15 protein-coding genes are annotated in these 20,009 nt (G+C 63.5%); 4 read left to right on the top strand and 11 right to left on the bottom strand.

The window, feature by feature from the left end:
• Nucleotides 1-107 precede the first annotated feature (107 nt).
• The gene (locus tag NKI20_RS18870) at nt 108-1,505 is read right to left on the bottom strand and encodes an FAD-binding oxidoreductase (protein ID WP_352832946.1); all 1,398 of its coding nucleotides are present in this window, start codon (nt 1,503-1,505) and stop codon (nt 108-110) included.
• Nucleotides 1,506-1,590: 85 nt separating this feature from the next.
• Here NKI20_RS18870 and NKI20_RS18865 point away from each other — a divergent pair, with 85 nt between their 5' ends.
• Nucleotides 1,591-2,628, top strand: a complete 1,038-nt coding sequence (locus NKI20_RS18865; RefSeq protein WP_352832943.1) for a GlxA family transcriptional regulator — start codon at nt 1,591-1,593, stop codon at nt 2,626-2,628.
• Nucleotides 2,629-3,109: 481 nt separating this feature from the next.
• On the opposite strand, the gene NKI20_RS18860 is transcribed toward NKI20_RS18865, so the two are convergent.
• The 9 genes from NKI20_RS18860 to NKI20_RS18820 form a co-directional block, all read right to left on the bottom strand.
• On the bottom strand, nt 3,110-4,303 hold the full coding sequence (locus NKI20_RS18860) for an IS91 family transposase (RefSeq protein ID WP_352832940.1): 1,194 nt from the start codon (nt 4,301-4,303) through the stop codon (nt 3,110-3,112).
• Nucleotides 4,304-4,306: 3 nt separating this feature from the next.
• Nucleotides 4,307-5,212, bottom strand: a complete 906-nt coding sequence (locus tag NKI20_RS18855; RefSeq protein WP_352832937.1) for a tyrosine-type recombinase/integrase — start codon at nt 5,210-5,212, stop codon at nt 4,307-4,309.
• Nucleotides 5,213-5,433: 221 nt separating this feature from the next.
• Nucleotides 5,434-6,309: a dienelactone hydrolase family protein gene (locus NKI20_RS18850; RefSeq protein WP_352832934.1), complete on the bottom strand. Its 876-nt coding sequence runs from the start codon at nt 6,307-6,309 to the stop codon at nt 5,434-5,436.
• A 1,291-nt stretch (nt 6,310-7,600) separates the two neighbouring features.
• Nucleotides 7,601-8,761 carry an ABC transporter permease gene (locus NKI20_RS18845; RefSeq protein ID WP_352832931.1) on the bottom strand — a complete coding sequence of 387 codons (1,161 nt, stop codon included), beginning with the start codon at nt 8,759-8,761 and terminating at the stop codon, nt 7,601-7,603.
• A gap of 55 nt (nt 8,762-8,816) precedes the next feature.
• A complete protein-coding gene (locus tag NKI20_RS18840; protein WP_352832928.1) occupies nt 8,817-9,560 on the bottom strand; it encodes an ABC transporter ATP-binding protein in 744 nt (247 codons plus the stop codon).
• Nucleotides 9,561-9,570: 10 nt separating this feature from the next.
• Nucleotides 9,571-11,034 (bottom strand): efflux RND transporter periplasmic adaptor subunit, encoded by a 1,464-nt coding sequence (locus tag NKI20_RS18835; RefSeq protein ID WP_352832926.1) that lies wholly within the window; start codon nt 11,032-11,034, stop codon nt 9,571-9,573.
• A gap of 1,156 nt (nt 11,035-12,190) precedes the next feature.
• The gene (locus NKI20_RS18830) at nt 12,191-14,443 is read right to left on the bottom strand and encodes a xanthine dehydrogenase family protein molybdopterin-binding subunit (protein WP_352832923.1); all 2,253 of its coding nucleotides are present in this window, start codon (nt 14,441-14,443) and stop codon (nt 12,191-12,193) included.
• Nucleotides 14,436-15,494 carry an FAD binding domain-containing protein gene (locus NKI20_RS18825; protein ID WP_352832920.1) on the bottom strand — a complete coding sequence of 353 codons (1,059 nt, stop codon included), beginning with the start codon at nt 15,492-15,494 and terminating at the stop codon, nt 14,436-14,438. Before NKI20_RS18825 ends, NKI20_RS18830 begins: the two co-directional genes overlap by 8 nt.
• Nucleotides 15,491-15,985 (bottom strand): (2Fe-2S)-binding protein, encoded by a 495-nt coding sequence (locus tag NKI20_RS18820; protein ID WP_352832918.1) that lies wholly within the window; start codon nt 15,983-15,985, stop codon nt 15,491-15,493. The genes NKI20_RS18825 and NKI20_RS18820 overlap by 4 nt, the downstream gene beginning before the upstream one ends.
• Before the next feature lie 185 nt (nt 15,986-16,170).
• On the opposite strand from NKI20_RS18820, the gene NKI20_RS18815 reads away from it, so the two are divergent.
• Nucleotides 16,171-16,764, top strand: coding sequence for a TetR/AcrR family transcriptional regulator (locus NKI20_RS18815; RefSeq protein ID WP_352832915.1), 594 nt, complete (start codon nt 16,171-16,173; stop codon nt 16,762-16,764).
• A 478-nt stretch (nt 16,765-17,242) separates the two neighbouring features.
• On the opposite strand, the gene NKI20_RS18810 is transcribed toward NKI20_RS18815, so the two are convergent.
• On the bottom strand, nt 17,243-18,244 hold the full coding sequence (locus NKI20_RS18810) for a DUF1236 domain-containing protein (RefSeq protein ID WP_352832912.1): 1,002 nt from the start codon (nt 18,242-18,244) through the stop codon (nt 17,243-17,245).
• A gap of 618 nt (nt 18,245-18,862) precedes the next feature.
• On the opposite strand from NKI20_RS18810, the gene NKI20_RS18805 reads away from it, so the two are divergent.
• A complete protein-coding gene (locus NKI20_RS18805) occupies nt 18,863-19,861 on the top strand; it encodes a LacI family DNA-binding transcriptional regulator (protein ID WP_352832909.1) in 999 nt (332 codons plus the stop codon).
• The coding region (locus NKI20_RS18800; protein ID WP_352833060.1) for an ATP-binding cassette domain-containing protein at nt 19,858-20,009 on the top strand (152 nt) is incomplete at its 3' end. The genes NKI20_RS18805 and NKI20_RS18800, both read left to right, overlap by 4 nt.

Below are 20,009 nucleotides of genomic sequence, written 5' to 3'. Positions count from 1 at the left end.
GACTATTGCGGCAACAAAAACCACCCCGGAACATGCCGGGGCTCTTTGTGATCTGATCGCGATTTGGCGCCAGCTTGGGAGCCTTTACTACCTTTTTCAACGCGCGCTCATTCGGCTGGAATGATGTTTTGGTTCATACGAAATAGATTCGTGGGGTCATAACGGCGCTTCACATCTTGGAGCCGAGTGAGGTTCTTGCCGAAAGCTGCGGCAACCAGGTTGCCGGCATCCTCGCCAAGCCCGGGGAAGTTCAAGTAGACGCGGCCTGTCCCGTGCTTCTGCATCGTCGACCAGAACCGGCGCACCCAGCCGATGTTGCGTTCATCATCACTCCTGTTCGACCAGATGCCATCGATGCTCAGCATCCATGGCATGCCGCGGTTGCCGAAGGCGGTCGCCTCCGGAGCGACACGCGTCATAGCGCCGGCGAAGCGCCAGACGGACACGAACGTCATTTCGGAAGGGCGAGCTGCCACCTCGCTGAGGACGGTGTGCATCACCGCGTCATCGAAGGACCTCAGATAGAGTGACTTCCAGTAGCAGCGATCGCGGCCCTTCGGAAAAAGCGTGTCATAGAGACTCTGGATCGCCACGTAGGGCATCCGGCCGCTGAAATCGGCCAGACATTCGCCATAGCCGCGCAACGGCGCGAGCACGCGCTCACCCTCATCGGCCGGACCGTCAAAGACGGTCGCCAGCGCGATGACCCGCCGGCCCCTCGCCTCGACGCGCAGCGATGGATCGTCGGGCAAGGTCGAAAATTCGGCGAGGCCGCTCACTGCGTCGGGAGCGTCTTCCATGAACTGGCGCCAAAGCGGCAGGACTTCCGCGGCACGCTCCTCCGGATAGGCGGGCGCGCAGAACATCAGCTCCGGCTCGATCGCGTGCAGCGCGAACTCGAACTCAGTGACGACCCCGAAATTGCCGCCGCCACCGCGAAGCGCCCACAACAGATCCGGGTTCTCGGTTTCGCTCGCGCGAACCAGCCGGCCGTCTGCAGTCACGATTTCCACCGCCATCAGATTGTCGACACATAGTCCATGCCTGCCCCTTAGCCATCCGATCCCTCCTGACAGGGTAAGGCCGCCGATGCCGGTCTCGGAGATGAGGCCGCCAGGCGTCGCGAGACCGAACGGCGCGGTGGCCCTGTCGACATCAGCCCATCTCGCGCCGCCCTCAGCCCAGGCGCGCCGCCCGACCGGATCGACGCGCACTTCGCGCATCGCCGAAAGATCGAGCATCACGCCGGCGTCGCAGACCGCATAGCCGGCGACGTTGTGACCGCCGCAACGGATCGAGACCGGCAGGCTGCGCTCCGCCCCGATGGCGACGCCTGCGACCACGTCGGCCACATCGCGGCACAACACGATGCAGTCGGGCTTGCGGTCGATCATCCCGTTCCAGACCACGCGGGCATCGTCGTACCCCTCGTCGCTGGGCATGAGCAGGTTCAGAGGCCGCGATGGTTCGGTCGCGGCGCGGGCCGCATGGTCGATGAGGGTCATGCTGTTCTCCTGTCCGGCCAGGAAGCTACCCCCGCGCATTGCAACAGGCTAAAGTCATTTCAGCGCAAAAATGGTGTTTTCTGCCATGGCCGAAGACATTCGTCCGATTACGGTCGCCTTGCTTGCGGTGCCGGAGGTCACGGCTTCGACCCTATTCGGTATGGTCGATTTGCTGTCGTCGGCGGGACGCGACTGGGGTTTTCTGACGCGGGGCGAGGCCGGCGCGCAGCGCATGCAGACCCGCGTGGTGGCGCGGCAGAGCGAGGGGTTCCGCGCGTCCAACAACGTTTGGATTCGGCCGGACTGCATGCTCGACGAATGTCCGGATCCCGACATCGTCTGCATCCCCGACTTCTTCGTGACGCCGGGCAGCGGTATCGGTGGCCTGTTCGGCCCGGAGGTCGAATGGCTCAAGCGCTGCCACCAGCGCGGCGCCCTGATGGCAAGCGCCTGTTCGGGCGCTCTCCTGCTTGCAGAGGCCGGCCTGCTCGACGGGCTGGAGGCGACGATCCATTGGGGCTACATCCGTTCGCTCTCTGACTACTATCCGAAGGTCCGCGTCAACGCAGCGCGGGTGCTCATTACGGAGGGAGCGGGCCACCGCATCATCCTCGCGGGAGGTGGCACGAGCTGGCAGGACCTCGCGCTGTTTCTCATTGCAAGGTTCGTCGGGCTCAAGCAGGCGATGGAGGTGGCACGCATCTATCTCGTCACCTGGCATGACTTCGGCCAGTTACCGTTCGCCGCGCTCACATCGTCCCCCGCAGCGGAGGACGCGCTCGTAAGAAAGAGCCAGCAGTGGATCGCCGACAACTATTCGGTTCGTTCCCCGGTGGCTAAGATGGCCGAGGTCAGCGGCCTCCCGGAGCGCAGCTTCATCCGGCGCTTCCGAAAGGCGACCGGATATACGCCGATCAAATACGTTCATACCTTGCGGCTGGAAGAAGCAAAGCAGCATTTGGAGACCGGCGCCCTTCCTTTAGAAGCGGTGAGCAGCGAGATCGGCTACGAGGACGCCAGCTTTTTCAGCCGGCTATTCCGCCGCAGCGTCGGCATGACGCCCGCAGCATACCGCCGTCGATTTGGCGGTCTGAGAAAGGCGATAGCGAAATCGTCGTTGTAGAGACCTTTCACACAATCGGATGGCCGCACACATCGATTCTCCGAGGTTCCGGAATGGGATCCAACTGTGGCGTCTGGCCATGGAAATCCAATGTCCGCTGATGGCGCAACTCGCCCGGTGGCGTTGACATCAGCTATGTCCGCTTCCGGGGAACAACAGGGGCCGGCAGAATGGCCGAGAGTGTGAAGGGTTTCGGGTGCCGTCAGGCGTACGAAAGCCTCCCATGCAGGAACCCACGGGCCGCATGCTGTGCGCTATGGGGATTTGTGTGGCGGGGTGTGCCAGCGCCTGTCGCGAACGCTCACATTTCGTGCTGCGGGCGTGTCGAGGAAGTAACGTCCGGGCTTGGTCGGGGAGCTTGTTGCGGTGATTCTGACTGGGTTCGCATGCCTGATGACGGGCGCAACAGCAAAGCGCACATGCGTTTCCGTTGACCTGCGCCGGCGTAGCGCGGTCGTGGGGGCAAGCGGGCCATGCCGGATCATGGAGAGTTCTCCCGGCTCGCTGCGGTCGCGTTGGGCGGTCCGCGCGGCTGCCTCCACCGTTCGAACACCTCGATGACGATCATGCGTCCGCCGCAGCACGGGCATGACGGGCGGAAGTCTTCCGGCTCGTGCGGGGTGTCGTCATCGGGAGGTGTGGCAACGCTGAGCAGTTCGCGGGCGAGCGCGAGGCTGGCCTTGCGGGAGCCGCCGGCAAGCAGGCCGTAATGCCGGATGCGATGGAAGCCGTGCGGCAGGACATGGAGCAGGAAGCGGCGGATGAACTCATCAATCGCGAGCACCATGACCTGCTGGCGGTTGGCGCCTTCGCGACGATAGTCTTTGTAGCGGAAGGTGACGCTGTTCTTGTCGAAGGCGATCAGGCGGCTGTTCGAGATCGCAACCCGGTGGGTGTAGCGCGACAGGTAGGCAAGCACGGCTTCCGGCCCGGCGAAGGGCGCCTTGGCATAGACCACCCAGCGCTTCTTCCGGACTGGCGACAGGTGCCGCAGGAATGCCCGGCGGTCGCCCAGGTGCGCCATCGATCCGAAGAAGCTGAGCCGTCCGGCCTCGTGCAGCGTAACCAGCCGGGTGAGGAAGAGCCGGCGGAACAGTTTGCCGAGCACGCGCACTGGAAGGAGAAAAGCCGGACGCGACGATATCCACCGGCTTCCGTCTGGCGCGATGCCGCCGCCTGGTACGATCATGTGGACATGCGGATGATGCGTCATTGCCGAGCCCCAGGTGTGGAGGACGGCGGTGATGCCGATCCTGGCGCCGAGGTGCCTGCTGTCGGCCGCGATCGTCAGCATCGTCTCCGATGCCGCCTTGAACAGCAGATCATAGATCAGCGCCTTGTTATGGAACGCGATCTCGGCGACTTCGGCCGGCAGCGTGAAGACGATGTGGAAGTATCCGACCGGGAGCAGATCGGCTTCGCGCTCGGCGAGCCATGTACGCGCGGCCGCGCCCTGGCACTTGGAACAATGCCGGTTGCGGCAGGAATTGTAGGCGATGCGCCGCTCGCCGCAGTCCTCGCAGGCTTCGACATGCCCGCCGAGGGCCGCGGTGCGACATTGTTCGATCGCCGACATGACCTTGAGTTGCTGCAGGCTCAGATGACCTGCATAGACGGCCCGATAGGCCGGCGCGGCGGCACGGAAGACGTCGGCGACCTCGATCGAGGCGCGCACGGATCAGCCGGGCGGCGACTTGCCTTCCATCAGCGCCATCAGCCGGTCGAGCGGCCCGGCGACCGCGTGGATTGTCCGGGTCGAGACCTTGGTGTAGAGCGCGGTCGTATCGAGCTTGCTGTGGCCTAGCAGCACCTGGATGACGCGGATGTCGACATCCTGTTCGAGCAGATGGGTGGCAAAGCTGTGCCGCAGCGTGTGCGGGCTGACGCGCTTGCGGATGCCTGCGACTTCAGCAGACTCGTGGACGGCGCGGTGCAGTTGCCGCGACGAGATCGGATCGGTGCAACCGCGCCCCGGGAACAGCCAGCCATGCGGCAGCATGACCCCGCGCCGCTTGCCTTCGCGCCACCACAACCGCAGCAGTTCCAGAAGTTGCGGCGAGAGCATGGCGTTGCGGTCCCTGCGTCCCTTGCCCTGTTCGACGCGGATCAGCATGCGCGTACTGTCGATATCATCGACCTTCAGGTGCGCGACCTCGGACACACGCAGGCCCGCGCCATAGGCGACGCCGAGCGCAGCCTTGTACTTGATGCCAGGTGCTGCTTCGAGGAGCCGCGCCGCTTCCTCCACGCTCAGCACATCGGGCAGCTTGCGCGGATAGCGCATGATCACCAGCGCACGCGCCAGATCCCGCCTCATCAGTGTCACCATGAACAGGAAGCGCAACGCCGAGACCGCGCCGTTGATCGTCGCGGGGCCGACACCGTTCTCATGCTGGTGCAACTGGAAGCGCCGGATATCCTGGGGCGTCGCAGTGTCGGGAGCGCGCCCAAGGAATGCGGTGAAGCGCCGGACGTGACGCACGTAATCCTGCTGTGTATGCGGTCCCAGACCTCGCATCAGCATGTCTTGCTGCATGCGCTGACGAAGCGGTGATATCGGTGCATTGGTCGGCAGGGTAGCCATGGCGAGTTCCTCTCGTTGAAGGGAACTCCATGGTCTGGTCAGGCAGTTAGGCACTCAAAGCCGAAGATTACCATACTGCATTGCCAACCGCGCCTTCCCGCGAAGCGGGTTCGTGCATGGGGCGCATTGAGGTCGGCAGCGGCCGATCCCGCCACACTGGCTGCGGATCGGCGGAATGGGCTTCGGCTGGGATCACCCATTCGCACAGCCCTGCCGCGACTTCATTTCAGATGCGCAGCGATGAATGCCTCTGCTTGTTCCGCGGCTTGCTTTGTTGCCGCTTCGTCGTAAGCAAGATGGTGCCCTGCGAGGTCGAAGGGCTGTTCAAACGGCATGGTGAAGGAGTGAGTAACGCCCGGATAAACGAGTACCTCAAAATTGGTCTTGCCCTCGAGGGCTTGGCAGGCGGCCACAGGGCCTGTCCAGTCGTCTTTATCCCCGATCAGGATCAGAGTCGGAGCGGACGCTTTGGCGTTCTCGTAGCATAACGGATAGTACGCCACAACGCCGGCAATACTAGTATCGTGTGCCCCCGGTGCATTGGGATCGGTGGCATATAGGGCGGCCGTCGCGCCGGCCGAAAATCCCATCAGAAAGACCTTCTTGGGGTCGATGTCGGGCATTGCCTTGACGACCTTCACCGCCGCTACGGCGTCTACGCCGCCTTGCGTGATCAACTGAAGAACAGCTTGGTTTCTATTCTGGACATCCGCTAGCACAGTAACGAACTTGGCACAGTTATCGTTTTCCCCGCGCGGCGTATGCGTATCGACTATGAAGATCGCAACGCCCTTCGACAGCAGTCTTTCGGTCACGAACTTCTCCTGCTGAAACTCAGGGGGAAAGTTCGGCCCGCCACAGGGGGGCATGTAGACTACTACCGGGAACGGTCCCGTGCCCTGGGGCTTGAAAAGCGCGCCCGCAATTTCCTTGACCGCCGGATCATTGACCGGGATCGGAATGACATTGGTGTAGCCACCACCCATCGGCGGTGCCGCCGCCGACCATGACGGCCGAACAAGCATCACACCGGCCGCACCAAAAACCACAGCGGCCGTAATCAAGGCAGCATGCTTCGTCGCGCTAGCTAAAGTCATCGAGCACTCCCATTGCTTGCCGTTTGTTCCTATTTTCCCAAGCTTGGGGTGAGAGAGGATAGCACAACTTGCGACGGAGCGCCTCTGACCGACCCCTAGATCGTGCGACCCGCAGAGAACTCAAGGGTGCCGTTTTTTGACCGGGGGTGTCCCTCCTGCTGGTCGTTGGTGCACGCGGCACAGCTGAAGGTCAAGCGGCGCTACCCCAGAGGCAGCCTCCCTTGCCACTTCTATAGGCCTCTTCTCGCAGCTAACCTGGTTTGATCACGCCGATGGAGACAGGGCGGGGCGCTGCCGGTCCGGCCGGTCCGGGCCCGCGGTAATTCTTGCTCTTACCTGTCTCTCGACCGACTCTGCCTCGCGTTTAGAATAAGAAATGATCGGACCCAGCGGACCGGTCGTATCCTCGGGCGCTGGGCTCAAGTTTCTGGTCGGGCGGGCATTGGCCAACGGACGAGCTGCAAACGCCGAGAAACGCGACGCGGCTCCCCCAGCGCTCCCCGAGCGAACCAGGAGCGACGCCGGCCCGAGGCTCGGCACGGGATGGGAGGCCCGGACCCTAACCTTGGCTGCGCAGGAGTATGCTGTTCGTATCCGTCCCAAAGATACGCCTCAAAGGCCCCGCCGCGCGGTCCGGTCGCTAGACAATTCTTCCTGCCTTCTAATCTCGCAGCGGTGTTTGAGGCTTCTCCCCTAACGCCCTCTCGCGGCCGACGGCCGCATCCACGCCGTGGACTTGAAAAACGGACTTCGCAATATCCAGACCGATTGTCGGTAACGTTGCTCACTATAGCGCCCCTCCAGCTCTAATCCCGCGATCATGCCGTAGGAGGGAGGAGAGCCGTCCACCGCATCAGAAGCGGACTTGCGGCTTGGAATGTGAGAAGCGGACGTTCACGCGCCCCCATGCATCGACGCGATCTGACCCGAAGCCGGTCATTCCCCGCTCAACATGGACGTCGCGGAACCGCGGGAAGCCTTCATTCAGTTAGTTCAGCTAGCGATGGCTTCGGCAGCATCACTTCGGCCAGTGCCGTGGACCGGCACGCTTTTGAGTACGAGCGGTGCTGAGCGCTTGAGCACCCATTCGTTCGCATCAGTGCTAATCTGTTGCAGCAATAAACCCGGTCCAGATGGGGATGAACTCGTTTCCAATCGACCGATTGTGCCCTGACCGCTAACGACGAAATTTTGCCGGTCCGCATCTCTCCCACCGGAGCGCGCGTGATGGTACTCAATCACGGAACCGCAGAGCGAGACTAAGCGCTGTTTGATGCACGAGGTGGCAGGATCACTCGGCGCGCAGGGCTTCGATAGGCTGAAGCCGTGCAGCCTTGCGGGCGGGATAATAACCGAAGAAGACGCCCACGCAGGCGGCGAAGCTGACGGCAAGCAGCACCGCGCTGAGATCGATGACGACCGGCCATTGAGCGAATGTGCCAATGGCAGCCGCCGCGATGATCCCGATGGATACACCGAGGATGCCACCCATCAAAGCAAGGGTGATGGCCTCGACGAGAAACTGAGCAAGGATATCTCTTTGGCGCGCGCCCACCGCGAGCCGCAGCCCGATCTCGCGGGTGCGCTCCGTAACCGTCACAAGCATGATGTTCATGATACCGATGCCGCCGACCACCAGAGATACCGACGCGACCGTGAAAAGAAGCAGTGATACGGCGTTCGTTGCCGTTTTCTCAACCTCCGCCGCCTCGGCCAGATTGCTCACCATGATGGTTTCTTCCTGGCCCGGCTGCAGCCGGTGCCGCTGACGCAACAGGTCGTGAATGGCCGCCATAGTGTCCTCGGCCGACACGCCCTCTGCGAACTTGACCGTGATATTGTGGACCTGCCAAGGATTGGCACGGCTGGTGCCAACGAATTGACGCCGAGCTGCCGTTATTGGAACCAGCGCAACATCATCCTGGTCGTCGCCCCACACGCTCTGGCCCTTGCGCTCGAGCACACCGATGACGGTGAACGGCACATCGCGTATGCGCAACGGGGCACCAACGGGGTCGGCCTGGCCGAACAGCTTCTCCCGCATTGTGGTCCCAAGAAGCACCACATTGGTGGCGCGCCTGTCATCTTCCCATATCATTTCACGCCCAGCCATGACGGCCCATTCGCGCGCGATGAAATAGCTTGGAGTGACACCGCGAAGAACACCCTGCCAGTTCGAGTTCCCGACCGTAAACTGAGCCCGGCTGTAAAGGAGCGGCACCGCAACAATGACGCCCGGGATCTCCGATTCGATCGCCACCGCATCGCCTTCGCTCAGGCGCGGAGCGGCACCACTGCCAAGCTGAACGCTGCCCATGCGTGCGCTGCCTGGAGTGACGCTGATAAGGTTGGTGCCGAGACTGCGAATCTGAGCCGCGATGCGTTCGCGAGCGCCATTGCCGATGGACATCATTACCACCACAGCGGCGACACCGATGATGATGCCCAGCATGGTAAGGGCGCTGCGCAGGCGGTGGGCGCGCATCGATCGCAAAGCCGCTCTCGCGCTACTGGGCATTGTTGTAGACCAGCGACAGACGGCCTTGGGAGCCCGAATGCCATGCGTGCTGCGGAGCGGGATGGTCGGCCACCATGCGCCCGTCGCGGAAGGTCACGATGCGACCGGCATTGGCAGCAACCTCCGGCTCGTGTGTCACCAGCACAATGGTGAGCCCTTCACCATTGAGACGGCGGAAAATCGCCATGATCTCTTGCCCGGTCTGACTGTCGAGCGCTCCGGTTGGCTCGTCGGCAAGCAGGACCAAAGGCTCGGTGACCAGAGCGCGGGCAATGGCAACGCGCTGCTGCTGTCCGCCTGACAACTCCGCTGGTGTATGGCTCGCTCGGTCGGCCAGGCCGAGCTTTTCGAGCAACGAGAGAGCGCGGCGACGGCGCTCGGCGGCGCGCATGCGACGATAGACGAGCGGCAGTTCAACATTTTCCAGCGCACTGGTGCGCGGCAGCAGGTTGAAAGACTGAAATACGAAACCAATGCTGCGGTTGCGGATTGTCGCGAGCGCATCCTGGCGGAGGCGGCCGACATCAATGCCGTCAAGCCGATAACTGCCTTCGGCTGGCCTGTCGAGGCACCCCAAAATGTTCATGAACGTGGACTTGCCGGAACCTGAAGCTCCCATCACGGCGACGAAATCGCCCTGTTCAATGTTCAGGCTAATGCCGTCGAGCGCCCACACCAGTCCGCCGCCGATGCGGTAGCTGTGACGCAGAGCCTCGACCGCGATCAGGACCATCCCCGGTGCCTCACTGCAGCCGGAAGCGAACCAGGACCGAAGAGGCCTCGGCATCCCGTCCTGGTGACGCGGCGAACCCGGTAATGACCGGCTGCCCCTCGGCCAGCTCTCCAGCCAGAATCTCGCTCATTCGGCCGTCGCTGATCCCGATTCGAAGCGCAACCGGTGCCGGCCTGCCGTCCCGTCCCAGTACAAAGACTTGCCCAATCGATCCCGACTCCACGCCGTTCTCAACCGATTTTAATAGGGGAGTCTCATTCAGACGGGCCTCCTCTAGGGTGCCGCCCCGTGGCCGGAAGCGCAGAGCGGCGTTTGGCACTTTCAAGGTATCTTTCTGCTGTGCCACCACCACCTGCAAATTGGCAGTCATACCGGGCAGCAGCAGCTCGTCGGGATTTTCGGCAGCGATCACCACTACGTAGGTGACGACGTTCTGCACGATCTGCGGTGCTTTGCGGATCTGCTTTACGGTGCCGGCGAAGACGCGCTCGGGATAGGCATCGACTGTAAAGGTGACCGGCTGCCCTATCGAGAAGCGGCTGATATCAGCCTCCACCACTGAGGCTTCGACCTGCATCTGCGCGAGGTTCTGTGCGATTGTGAACAGGACCGGGCTTTGGAGGCTGGCCGCCAAAGTCTGGCCACCGCTGACGGCTCGGTTGACTACCGTGCCGGTGACTGGCGAACGGATATAGGTACGCTCAAGATCGATCTGCACCTGACGCAGGATTGCCTGCTTCTGCTTCACCTGCGCCAAAGTGTTCGCAAGCTGCCCCTCTGCCATGTGGAGCGCCGCCTGAGCCGCGCGGACCGACGCTTCCCGCGACAGCTCATCCGCACGGGCCGCAGTTGCCTGCGCCTCGGCCGATCTGTAGGCGTTCTCAGCATGCTCCAATTCGCCGGATGCGATGACCTTGCGTTGAGCGAGGGGGCGCTTGCGTTCCATATCCTGTGCCGCACCGTCAAGCCCAACTTGGGCGCGCAGGCTTTCAGCCTTCGCGGAGGTGCGCCTTGCCTCGGCAGTTTCCACCTCAGCCAGTGCCTGCTCAACCTGCGCTCGCTGCACCAGCACAAGCGACTCGGCCATCTCAAGCTCGGCCTGGGCCTGCGCCACCTTTGCCTCGTATATTTCTGGCTCCACCCGAGCGATGACCTGGCCCTCCCTCACGCTGGAGTTGAAATCGACATAAAGCTCTTTGACCAGGCCGGATACTTGCGAGCCCACCTCGACCAGGACCAGCGCGTTCAGCGTGCCAGCTGCCTGCACGGTTGTGACAATGTCGCCCCGCTCCACGGCTGCTGTGCGGTAGGAGTGTGCGTTCACATCGCCGGAGGAGGAAGACAAAAAAGCTGCCAGCCGATCAAGCCCTGATGGCAACTGGCCGAGCACCGAGGACGGCGACGGCGACGCTTGGCTCGATGGTATCGCGGCCGCGCCCAAGAACGCCGTTGCTAGCAACACAATGCGCATCATTGTCAGAACCAATTGGAGACGCAGAGTTGATCGGCCAACAGGCGAAAGCGTGGGTCGATGCTCCCGCCTCATCCCATATGTGATCATTGAGGTGCCGCCCGGGGGCGGCACCTCAAAGGGGCCCGTTACTACTTGCAATGCCCCGGGTTGCCCGTGCACGTGGTGACGGGATCGTTGCCGAGATTGCCTTGGCCGGTGGTCGTATCCTGCGTTGCGGTTCCGTTGGCGTTGCCATTCACATCCTTAGTGGTTTCAGGGTAAACGCAGATAGAGTTCGGGCCGTCTTTAGTGTACGTTCCGCCGGCGGCTTCGCAGTCCGCTGACGACCCAGAGGCGAAAGCGGCACCCGTCCCGAGCACAAGTGCACTGCCCATGAATGCGGCCGCAGCCGCCAAGATCAACCAATGTCTGGACATTTGATCCTCCCTTCGTTTTGCCAGAGCCAAAGTTACACAACGCGCTGCACAGACCACCTCTGGCACCAGCCCGCAGCGCAAGTTAAGGATTGCCCGCCGATCTTTGATCAGCCGGTCAGTGGAAGCTGGATCTTTTAGATTAACGAATGCGAGGCAGCCGGCAGCGGTACTCTGCCACGGCGCTGCCGAAGACTCTTGTGCATGTGTCTGTTTCTCGGCAGCGCTGCAACCGACAGCAATGCGACCCGACGTAACCGTCGACGTTGCTAAATTCCGCATTGCCAACCGAACTGGCAAGTCGGTCGTTAGAACCAAGCCTCTCACTAAAGATAAGCGTTAACGATTTATCGCGCCATTGCAACCGATATTTCCACTTTAGACCGAACTGTATTTTGATATTATCATATAGATGTTGAGTCTACTCCTTATGCGTAGACTTGTAGGCTAAAGAACTAGTTACGCCCCCTTTTCCCTGCGCAGGACGCAAGCCGTCATCTCCGTTGGCACGCGAGTGCCATGTACCTGGGCCGTCAAAGTCGATGCGCGTAGCCCCTAACTTGGCTTGCTATATCGTCCGGGAGCGCAAGCGATTGAAGTGAGATGAGCTTGTCCATCTCACCGACATCCACAAGGAGCGTCGCCGGTCCCTCGCCGCAGGTAAGGTTGAGCGAAGGGCTCTCCGCGCTATCGAGCCCGGCGATCTGCTCGGATACAGGGCCGGGCCTTAGCAGCGAACCTCCTCAGCAGACAATGTCCTCGATGCGGATCGGAAAGCGGCGCGCCCTTACACCCGTCGCGTGCCAGATGGCGTTGGCGATGGCGCCGACCGTGCCGGTGATGCCGATCTCGCCGACGCCCTTGATGCCGAGCGGGTTCACATATGGGTCGTCCTCGTCGATCAGCAGCGCTTGCATATCGGGAATGTCGGCATGGACCGGGATGTGATAGCTGGCAAGGTCGGCGTTCATCGGCCGACCGCTGCGGCGGTCGTGGACCGCCTCTTCATGCAGTGCGAAGGAAAGGCCCCAGATCATGCCGCCATAGAGCTGGCTTTTCGCCAGCTTCGGGTTGATGATGCGCCCGGCGGCAAAGGCACCGACAAGCCGCGTCACCTTCACCTGGCCGAGATCGGCGTCGACCTTGACCTCGGCGAACACCGCGCCGTGCGAGAACATCGCCCGCGCCTCTGCGTCCGCTGAATCACGCCCGCCGGCGCCCATGCCTTCCAGGGTTTTCAGGCCGGCCCGCGCCAGAATGTCGGCATAGCTTTCGCTGCGGGTTTCGTCGGCGCGATGATGGAGCCGCCCGCCGCGCGCCTCGACGCCGGCATTGCCGGCACCGAACAAAGGCGAATCAGGGGCGTTGACGGCAAGTTCCGCCAGCTTGGCGATGGCGTCGGTGCCGGCGTTGTGGAGCGCGGTGCCCGCCGTGGCGGTATGACCCGAGCCGCCGGCGACGCCGCCGTCGGGAAGCTCCGAATTGCCTGAGCGGAATTCGATTTGATCGATAGTCAGGCCGAGCCCGTCGGCGGCGATCTGGGCCAGCGCCGTCCACGCGCCCTGGCCCATGTCGGCCCCGGCGGTCTCGACCAGCGCTGTGCCGTCGGCGCGCAGCGTGGCGCGCGCTTCTGCCTGAAACATCGGTGCGTGGAACAGCGCCGTGCCCATGCCCCAGCCGACAAGGTTTCCGCCCTTGTCGCGCATCCGCCTGGGCTCAATCGGACGCCCGGCCCAGCCGAATTTCTCCGCGCCCCGCGCATAGCATTCGCGCAGCGACTTGGCCGAGAACGGCTTGCCGGAGGCCGGATCGGTCTCGGCATAGTTGCGCAGACGGAATTCCAGCGGGTCGAGCCCGCAGGCAAGTGCTGCCTCGTCGATGGCGCATTCCAGCGCCGCCGAGCCGGTGGCCTCGCCCGGCGCCCGCATCGGCCCCGGCGTGCCGATATCGACGCGCACCGCCGAATGCCGGGTCGAGATTGCCGGGCTGGCATAAAGGTTCAGCGAGGCGTTGGACGCCGGTTCGATAAAGTCGTCGAAGCTGCTGGTCATTGCCACCGTGCGGTGTTCCAGCGCGGCCAGACGCCCTTGCGCATCCATGCCAAGGCGGAGCTGTTGACGCGTCGCGCCGCGATGCCCGACCGGCCCGAACATCTGGTCGCGTGGCAGCGCCAGCTTGACCGGGCGCCCGAGCATGCGCGCGGCCAGGATGGCCAGAATGTAGTGGCCGTTCATGATCGCCTTGGAGCCGAAGCCGCCGCCGAGGAAGGGGCTGCGCAGCAACACGTTCTCGACCGGGATGCCGAAATAGCCGGCAAAAGCCGCGCGCGACATGACGATGGCCTGATTCGGCGTGTCAATGGTCAGCCGGTCGCCATTCCATTCGGCGACGATGGCGTGCGGTTCCATGGCGTTGTGATATTGCGGCGGCGTCTCAAAATCAGTGTCGATCCTGTGGGCCGCCGCGGCATGACCGGCGGCGATATCGCCCTTGTCGAAGTTCGGCGGGCTGCCAATTCCCACCGCCGGCGGATCGTAGGGCTCACCGTCGTCGAAGCCGACATGCGCGGTCTCAGCCTCATAGGTCGGCGCGAGCAGCCGCGCGCCTTCGGCCGCGGCCTCCAGCGTCCCGGCGACGACCAGCGCGATCGGCTGCTTGGCATAGCGCACGCGGTCGTTCTGCAAGGCGTCGAAGCGGAAGTCGAACAGCGAGTGTTTGTCTTCCGGGTCAAGCGCCAGCGGCGGGCAATTGGCCGGCGTGATCACCTCGACGACGCCGGGATGGGCTTTCGCCGCCGCCACGTCGAGCGAGGCGACGCGGCCGCGCGCGATGGTGCTGACCGCGACCACGGCATGCAGCAGGTTTTCAGGATGGTTGTCGGCGGCGAAGGTCGCGGCGCCAGTGACCTTGAGCACGCCGTCGCGGCGGCTTAGCGGCTGGCCGCTCGAAGACCCCATGCGGACATGGGGGGCGGAAAAGGGAATGGTCTCAGGCATGGAAGGCAACTCCGGTGTCGGAAGCAAAGACGGATCCGGGCAGCGCCGGCATGCGGACCGGCGTTCCGGCCGCCGCAAGCAGCAGTGCGCGTTTGACCACCCCCTTCGCCAGTTCGATCTTGTAGGCGTTGTCGCCTGAAGGTCTTGCGTCGGCCAGCGCGGCCGCAGCCGCCTTTGCAAAGGCGTCACCGTCCGGCGCGGCCCCCACCAGCAGCGCCTCCGCCGCGCGGGCGCGCCACGGTTTCGCAGCAACGCCGCCGAGCGCCAGGCGGGCCTCGCTGATCCTGCCATTCTCGATCCGCAAGGCTGCGGCGGCCGAGACCAGCGCGAAGGCAAACGAAGTGCGCTCGCGCAGTTTCAGATAGCGTGAGTAGGCACGGAAACCGGCTGCCCTGGCTGGCAGGCGCAGCGCGGTGACCAGTTCGCCCGCCGCAAGGTTGGTTTCGCGCTCGGGCGTCGCGCCCGGAAGCAAATGGAAATCCTCCAAAAGCGCCTCGCGGCGGCCGTCCCGTCCCTCGATCTCGACCACGGCGTCGAGGGCGACCAGCGGCACGCAGAAATCCGACGGGTGGGTGGCGATGCAGGCGTCGGACCAGCCGAGCACGGCATGGCTGCGGTTTTCGCCGCCCAGCGCGTCGCAGCCGGCGCCGGGGTCGCGTCGATTGCAGGCGCTGGCCGCGTCATGGAAATAGGCGCAGCGCGTGCGCTGCATCACATTGCCGCCGACGGTGGCGGCATTGCGCAATTGCGGCGAGGCGCCTGAGAGAAGCGCCTCGGCAGCGGCCGGATAGGTGGCGGCGAAGGCCGGATCGCGGGCGAGATCGGCATTACGCACCATGGCACCGATGCGCAGCGATCCGTCGGCAAGCCGCTCGATGCGGTCGAGGCCGGGCAGCCTTGTGACATCGACGAGCTTTCCGGGACGCAACGCGCCGCCCTTCATCAGGTCAAGCAGATTCGTGCCGGCGGCGAGATAGGCGGCACCGGGTTCGGCGGCGGCGGCGACGGCTTCGGCCACTGAAGCCGGGCGAACGTAATCAAACAGGTTCATGCGACACTCCGTTCTTCGGTGGACAGGCGCTGCTGTGCGTCGAGCACGGCCTCGATGATGCCGGTATGGGCGCCGCAGCGGCACAGATTGCCGCTCATGCTCTCGCGGATGCGCTGCGGGTCGTTGCCGGCGTCGCCCTCGCCGATGAGGCCCACAGCGCTCATGATTTGGCCCGGCGTGCAGAAGCCGCACTGGAAGCCGTCATGTTCGATGAAAGCGGCTTGCACCGGGTCGAGCCGGTCGCCTTCGGCGAGACCTTCGATAGTCTGCACATCGGCGCCGTCGAGGCTGACCGCCAGCGCAAGACAGGCGTTGATCCGACGCCCGTCGACCAGCACCGTGCAGGCGCCGCATTGGCCGCGGTCGCAGCCTTTCTTCGTTCCGGTAAGATGAAGCCGCTCGCGCAGAAGGTCGAGCAGTGTCACTCGCGGGTCTTCCAGCGCAACGTCCTTGCGGGCGCCGTTGACAGTTAACGTGACGGACAAAGTCATGTTCGCTCCGATGGATTATGTCTCAGAAATTTATCGACGTGGCGGGTCGGCTGTGCGACGCAGACAGCAAGCCTTTCGGGAGGCAGGGCGCGAGGCTACAATCAACAATCCACACCGGCTGCCCGAGATGTGTTATACGGAGGGTGCCTCCGTTTTGCAAGCAAAAAATTGGGAATGAAAGGTAGATGGGCGAGAAAACCGAAAAGGCAAGCCGGAAACCGCGCGCCGATTCTGTCCGCAACCGGGACCGCCTGCTCGTCGCGGCGCATGACGTGTTCAGCGCCGGCGGCCCGGACGCCAGCCTGGAGGCTGTGGCCCGAACCGCCGGCGTCGGCATCGGTACGCTCTATCGCCATTTTCCGACGCGCGAGGCGCTGTTTCAGGCGGTCTACCGGCGCGAGGTCGACCAACTCGTCGATCTGGCCGTGACGCTCGCCGCCGAGGCGCCGCCGCTGGAGGCGCTGCGCCGCTGGCTGCATGCCAATGTCGGCATGGTCGCCACCAAGAAGGGCATGCTCGCCGCTCTTGCCCCGGCCGCCGGCAGTTCGACCGAGCTCTACGCTCATTCCGCCGCGCAGTCGGCCCGCTCCGTCGGCAATCTGATGGCGGCGGCCGTCGCCGCCGGCGAAATCCGCGACGACATCGCGCCGGAGGACGTCATGCGCGCCCTGATCGGCATGTGCTACACGCGCGACCAGCCCGGCTGGCAGGCCACCGTCATCCGCCTCGTCGATGTCTTCGTCGACGGCCTGCGCGTGCGCCGCGACGAAGCCGGGTGAGGGGCAGGGACGGCAATCGCATACGAGGTGGAGCGCTGCGTAGACGACCTCCCTCCTTCTTGTGGGAGGAGCGCCAGCGAAGTGGCCGGATGAGGGCGGCAGAAGCCCTCATCGAAGCCAATGCCTGAACGACCGGCCTTGGGGCCGCAACCTGATCGTCCGCGATTGGGAGCCACATGGGGTAAAGCAGCTGTTCCGCTATTGATCCTTGAGTATCTCAGCTCACGGTTTTCCGCGGCTAATGCAGGCCTCCTTAATAGCGTTGTTGTCGCAGCCCGCTCCGCGCCAGCTTTGTCGGTACGGATCTTCCGGAGTATTACAGTCGTCATTGCGGCCTTGCTGTCGGTTGTGTGCTTCAATTTTATGACAACTTGCATGTCCTTTCCGACGCGAGTGGACCTTCGATGCCAGAGCAAAAAGATGCCGCCGAGCCTTGCGGCACGGCAGCGTCTTTTTGCTTTTCGCGATGTTGTCCCGATCAGGCCTCCAGGATAGCCACGATCTCGTAGGTATCCGGATCGACGATGACGATGCGTCCGTCGGCCAGCACGAAATACTCGTAGCGTTCATAAGCCGGGACGATCTCGACGATACGCGGTGGCAGCCGATGCAGGCGGATCTTATGCCGGGGCACCTGGACGCCGACCGAGATGTCGAAGCCGACATCGCGAACCGGCTGGACGTGGGTCTCGTGGATGATCTGCGTGATCTGCGTCTTCTGCTCGACCGTCACGTTGTTGATCGAGGCCGTCTTGTTCTGGTCGGTCTGGACGTTGGCGTTGCCCTGGGCGTTCTGCTCGGTGGTCGTACCGGTCTTACCCTGGGCATTCTGCTGGGTCGGCATCTTGGTCGTACCCTGGGCGTTCTGCTCAGTGGTGGCGCCGGTCTTGCTCTGGGCGTTCTGCTCAGTGGTTGTACCGGTCTTGCCCTGGGCGTTCTGCTGGGTTTGCATCTTGGTCGTACCCTGGGCGTTCTGCTCAGTGGTGGTGCCGGTCTTGCCCTGAGCATTCTGCTCAGTGGTCTTCATCTTGGTCTTGCCTTGGGCCTGCTCATTCGTTTTCGAACCCTTCGGGCAGTTGGCCATGCCGGTCTGGCACTTGGCCGTACCCTGAGCCTGCTCCTCGGTGTTGGTGCCGGCTTTGCCTTGGGCCTGCTCATCGGTCTTCACCTTGGCCGTACCCTGAGCCTGCTCCTCGGTTTTAGTGCCGGCCTTGCCCTGGGCCTGCTCATCGGTCTTCACCTTGGCCTTACCCTGGGCCTGCTCCTCGGTGTTGGCGCCGGCCTTCCCCTGGGCATTCTGCTCGGTCTGCGACTTCATCTTGCTTTGGGGCTGCTCGCCCGCCTTGCCGCCCTTCTGGCAGTCGGCCTGGCCGGCGGCGCAATTGTCGCCTCCGCTCGGCTGCGCGGATTCGGTCTGCGCCATCGCGGCGCCGCACCCGACGCCGAGCGCGATCATGCTCGTGATCAGAAGATGTTTCATCTGATTTCTCCTTCGGAACTCGGTCCCTTCCTCCCATAAACCGCAGGCGAAAGGCATAGTTCCGAAATTTGCCCGCAAAACCGGGTGAGGTGAAAAACGCAAACAGCAATCTTGTCAGGAACAAGGCTCGGCCGTGCTCGATGAAGCCTGGCCACGAACGCCGGCTTCGGCGAGTACTACACGCTCGGCGGCGTTGGCGAGCGCCCGAGTGGCAAGAGGTGACGGCAAAGCGCCTGCCCTATCCGGTCGGCGATCTGCCGCGCGAAGTCATTGGATCACATGCGGCGTGGACGTGCAGAAGCGCTCGGTCTTCTATGTCGTCCGTGGCTTAGGCGTGCGGGACTCGTCCAATCCTATACGCCGCATTCGTGATCGCGCTGCTACGCTACTGCCAGGAAAATAACCGGCCGCCTCGCATTGGCCCCGCGATCTTGCCGCCCCTCCGGTCAGTCGATTGAAATTGCGGGCGCAAATTTGGTCGAAAATCGTCACATCGAAGCGATTGCGCAAACGTTTCGACAGCGCTATCTTAGTCCCAAATCCGCCAGAAACCAATAAGAGCGGACCGGAAACGCATCATCAGGGAGGAGCGCTTGCCAGCACTCCAATTGAGCCGCCATGCCGACAATGGCTGAGGTCGCGCGCCGCGCCGGCGTGTCGGTTTCGACCGTCTCGCATGTCATCAACCGGACCCGCTTTGTCTCGCCGGAGAAGGCGCGGCTGATCAATGACGCGATTGCCGCGATGGGCTATCAGCCCAACGAGCTGGCCCGATCGCTGAAGATGGCCTCGACCAACAGCGTCGGCCTGGCGATCTCGGCGATTTCCAACCCCTATTTCACCGACATCATCTGCGCGGTGGAAGCCGAATGCGCGCGTCTTGGCCTCATGGTGTTCCTCTCCGACACGCAGGAGGATCCCGATCGCGAGCTGTCGGTGGTGCGCGCCTTCCACCAGCGGCGGGTCGACGGCGTTATCCTGGCACCGTCGGGCGCGCCGCAGCGCGCCATCGACTATTTGGCCGAGAAGAAGCTGCCCTGCGTGCTTATCGACCGCTTCGCCGATCAGCGCTTTGACCAGATCGGTGTCGACAACGAAACGGCTATGCGGGCGCTCATCGACCACGTCGCCTCCTTCGGTCACAAGCGCATCGGCTATCTCGCTGGCCAGCCGGGCTTGGCGACGACGCGTGAGCGCATCGAGGCTTTTCGCGCCTCGCTTGCCGCCAATGGACTTGAATGCCTGCCGCAGTGTGTCTCGCGCGAGAACGTCGACACGGTGAGCGCCACCGCGTCAACCCACGCCATTCTGTCCCTGCCGTCGTCGCCCACGGCATTGATCACCGGCAACAATATGACGACCATCGGAGCGGTACGGGCAATCCGCGAAAGGGGTCTCTCGATACCAGGGGATATCTCGCTTGCCGGTTTCGACGATTTCGAATGGGCCGATTGCTTCGAGCCGCGACTGACACTCGTCGCGCAGCCCTGCACCGAGATCGGCCGGCAGGCCGCGGCCTTGCTCTGCGCCCGCATTGCATCGAGCGGCCTGGAGCCGCAGGCGGTCCGGCTGCAGGCGACGCTGCAGGCCCGGCAATCCTGTGCGAGGCCGGCATGAGCGCGCCGCTGCTTTCCGTCACCGGTGCGGTCAAGCGCTTCGGCGGTGTCCAGGCGCTGCGCGGCGTCGACTTCGACCTCAAGGCCGGCGAAATCCACGCACTGCTCGGCGAGAACGGCGCCGGCAAGTCGACGCTCATGAATCTCTT

This window comes from Mesorhizobium sp. M0830, assembly GCF_040319965.1.
Lineage (GTDB): Bacteria > Pseudomonadota > Alphaproteobacteria > Rhizobiales > Rhizobiaceae > Mesorhizobium.
Note: the sequence above shows the minus strand (reverse complement) of the source record. Positions and strands in the feature narration are given on the sequence as shown.

Excerpts from the sequence above, each read along its gene's own strand:
- NKI20_RS18870 (WP_352832946.1), bottom strand. The coding sequence starts at position 1,505 with ATGACCCTCATCGACCATGCGGCCCGCGCCGCGACCGAACCATCGCGG.
- NKI20_RS18865 (WP_352832943.1), top strand. The coding sequence starts at position 1,591 with ATGGCCGAAGACATTCGTCCGATTACGGTCGCCTTGCTTGCGGTGCCG.
- NKI20_RS18805 (WP_352832909.1), top strand. The coding sequence starts at position 18,863 with ATGCCGACAATGGCTGAGGTCGCGCGCCGCGCCGGCGTGTCGGTTTCG.
- NKI20_RS18855 (WP_352832937.1), bottom strand. The coding sequence starts at position 5,212 with ATGGCTACCCTGCCGACCAATGCACCGATATCACCGCTTCGTCAGCGC.
- NKI20_RS18810 (WP_352832912.1), bottom strand. The coding sequence starts at position 18,244 with ATGAAACATCTTCTGATCACGAGCATGATCGCGCTCGGCGTCGGGTGC.
- NKI20_RS18845 (WP_352832931.1), bottom strand. The coding sequence starts at position 8,761 with ATGCTGGGCATCATCATCGGTGTCGCCGCTGTGGTGGTAATGATGTCC.
- NKI20_RS18850 (WP_352832934.1), bottom strand. The coding sequence starts at position 6,309 with ATGACTTTAGCTAGCGCGACGAAGCATGCTGCCTTGATTACGGCCGCT.
- NKI20_RS18820 (WP_352832918.1), bottom strand. The coding sequence starts at position 15,985 with ATGACTTTGTCCGTCACGTTAACTGTCAACGGCGCCCGCAAGGACGTT.
- NKI20_RS18835 (WP_352832926.1), bottom strand. The coding sequence starts at position 11,034 with ATGATGCGCATTGTGTTGCTAGCAACGGCGTTCTTGGGCGCGGCCGCG.
- NKI20_RS18815 (WP_352832915.1), top strand. The coding sequence starts at position 16,171 with ATGGGCGAGAAAACCGAAAAGGCAAGCCGGAAACCGCGCGCCGATTCT.
- NKI20_RS18825 (WP_352832920.1), bottom strand. The coding sequence starts at position 15,494 with ATGAACCTGTTTGATTACGTTCGCCCGGCTTCAGTGGCCGAAGCCGTC.
- NKI20_RS18830 (WP_352832923.1), bottom strand. The coding sequence starts at position 14,443 with ATGCCTGAGACCATTCCCTTTTCCGCCCCCCATGTCCGCATGGGGTCT.
- NKI20_RS18840 (WP_352832928.1), bottom strand. The coding sequence starts at position 9,560 with ATGGTCCTGATCGCGGTCGAGGCTCTGCGTCACAGCTACCGCATCGGC.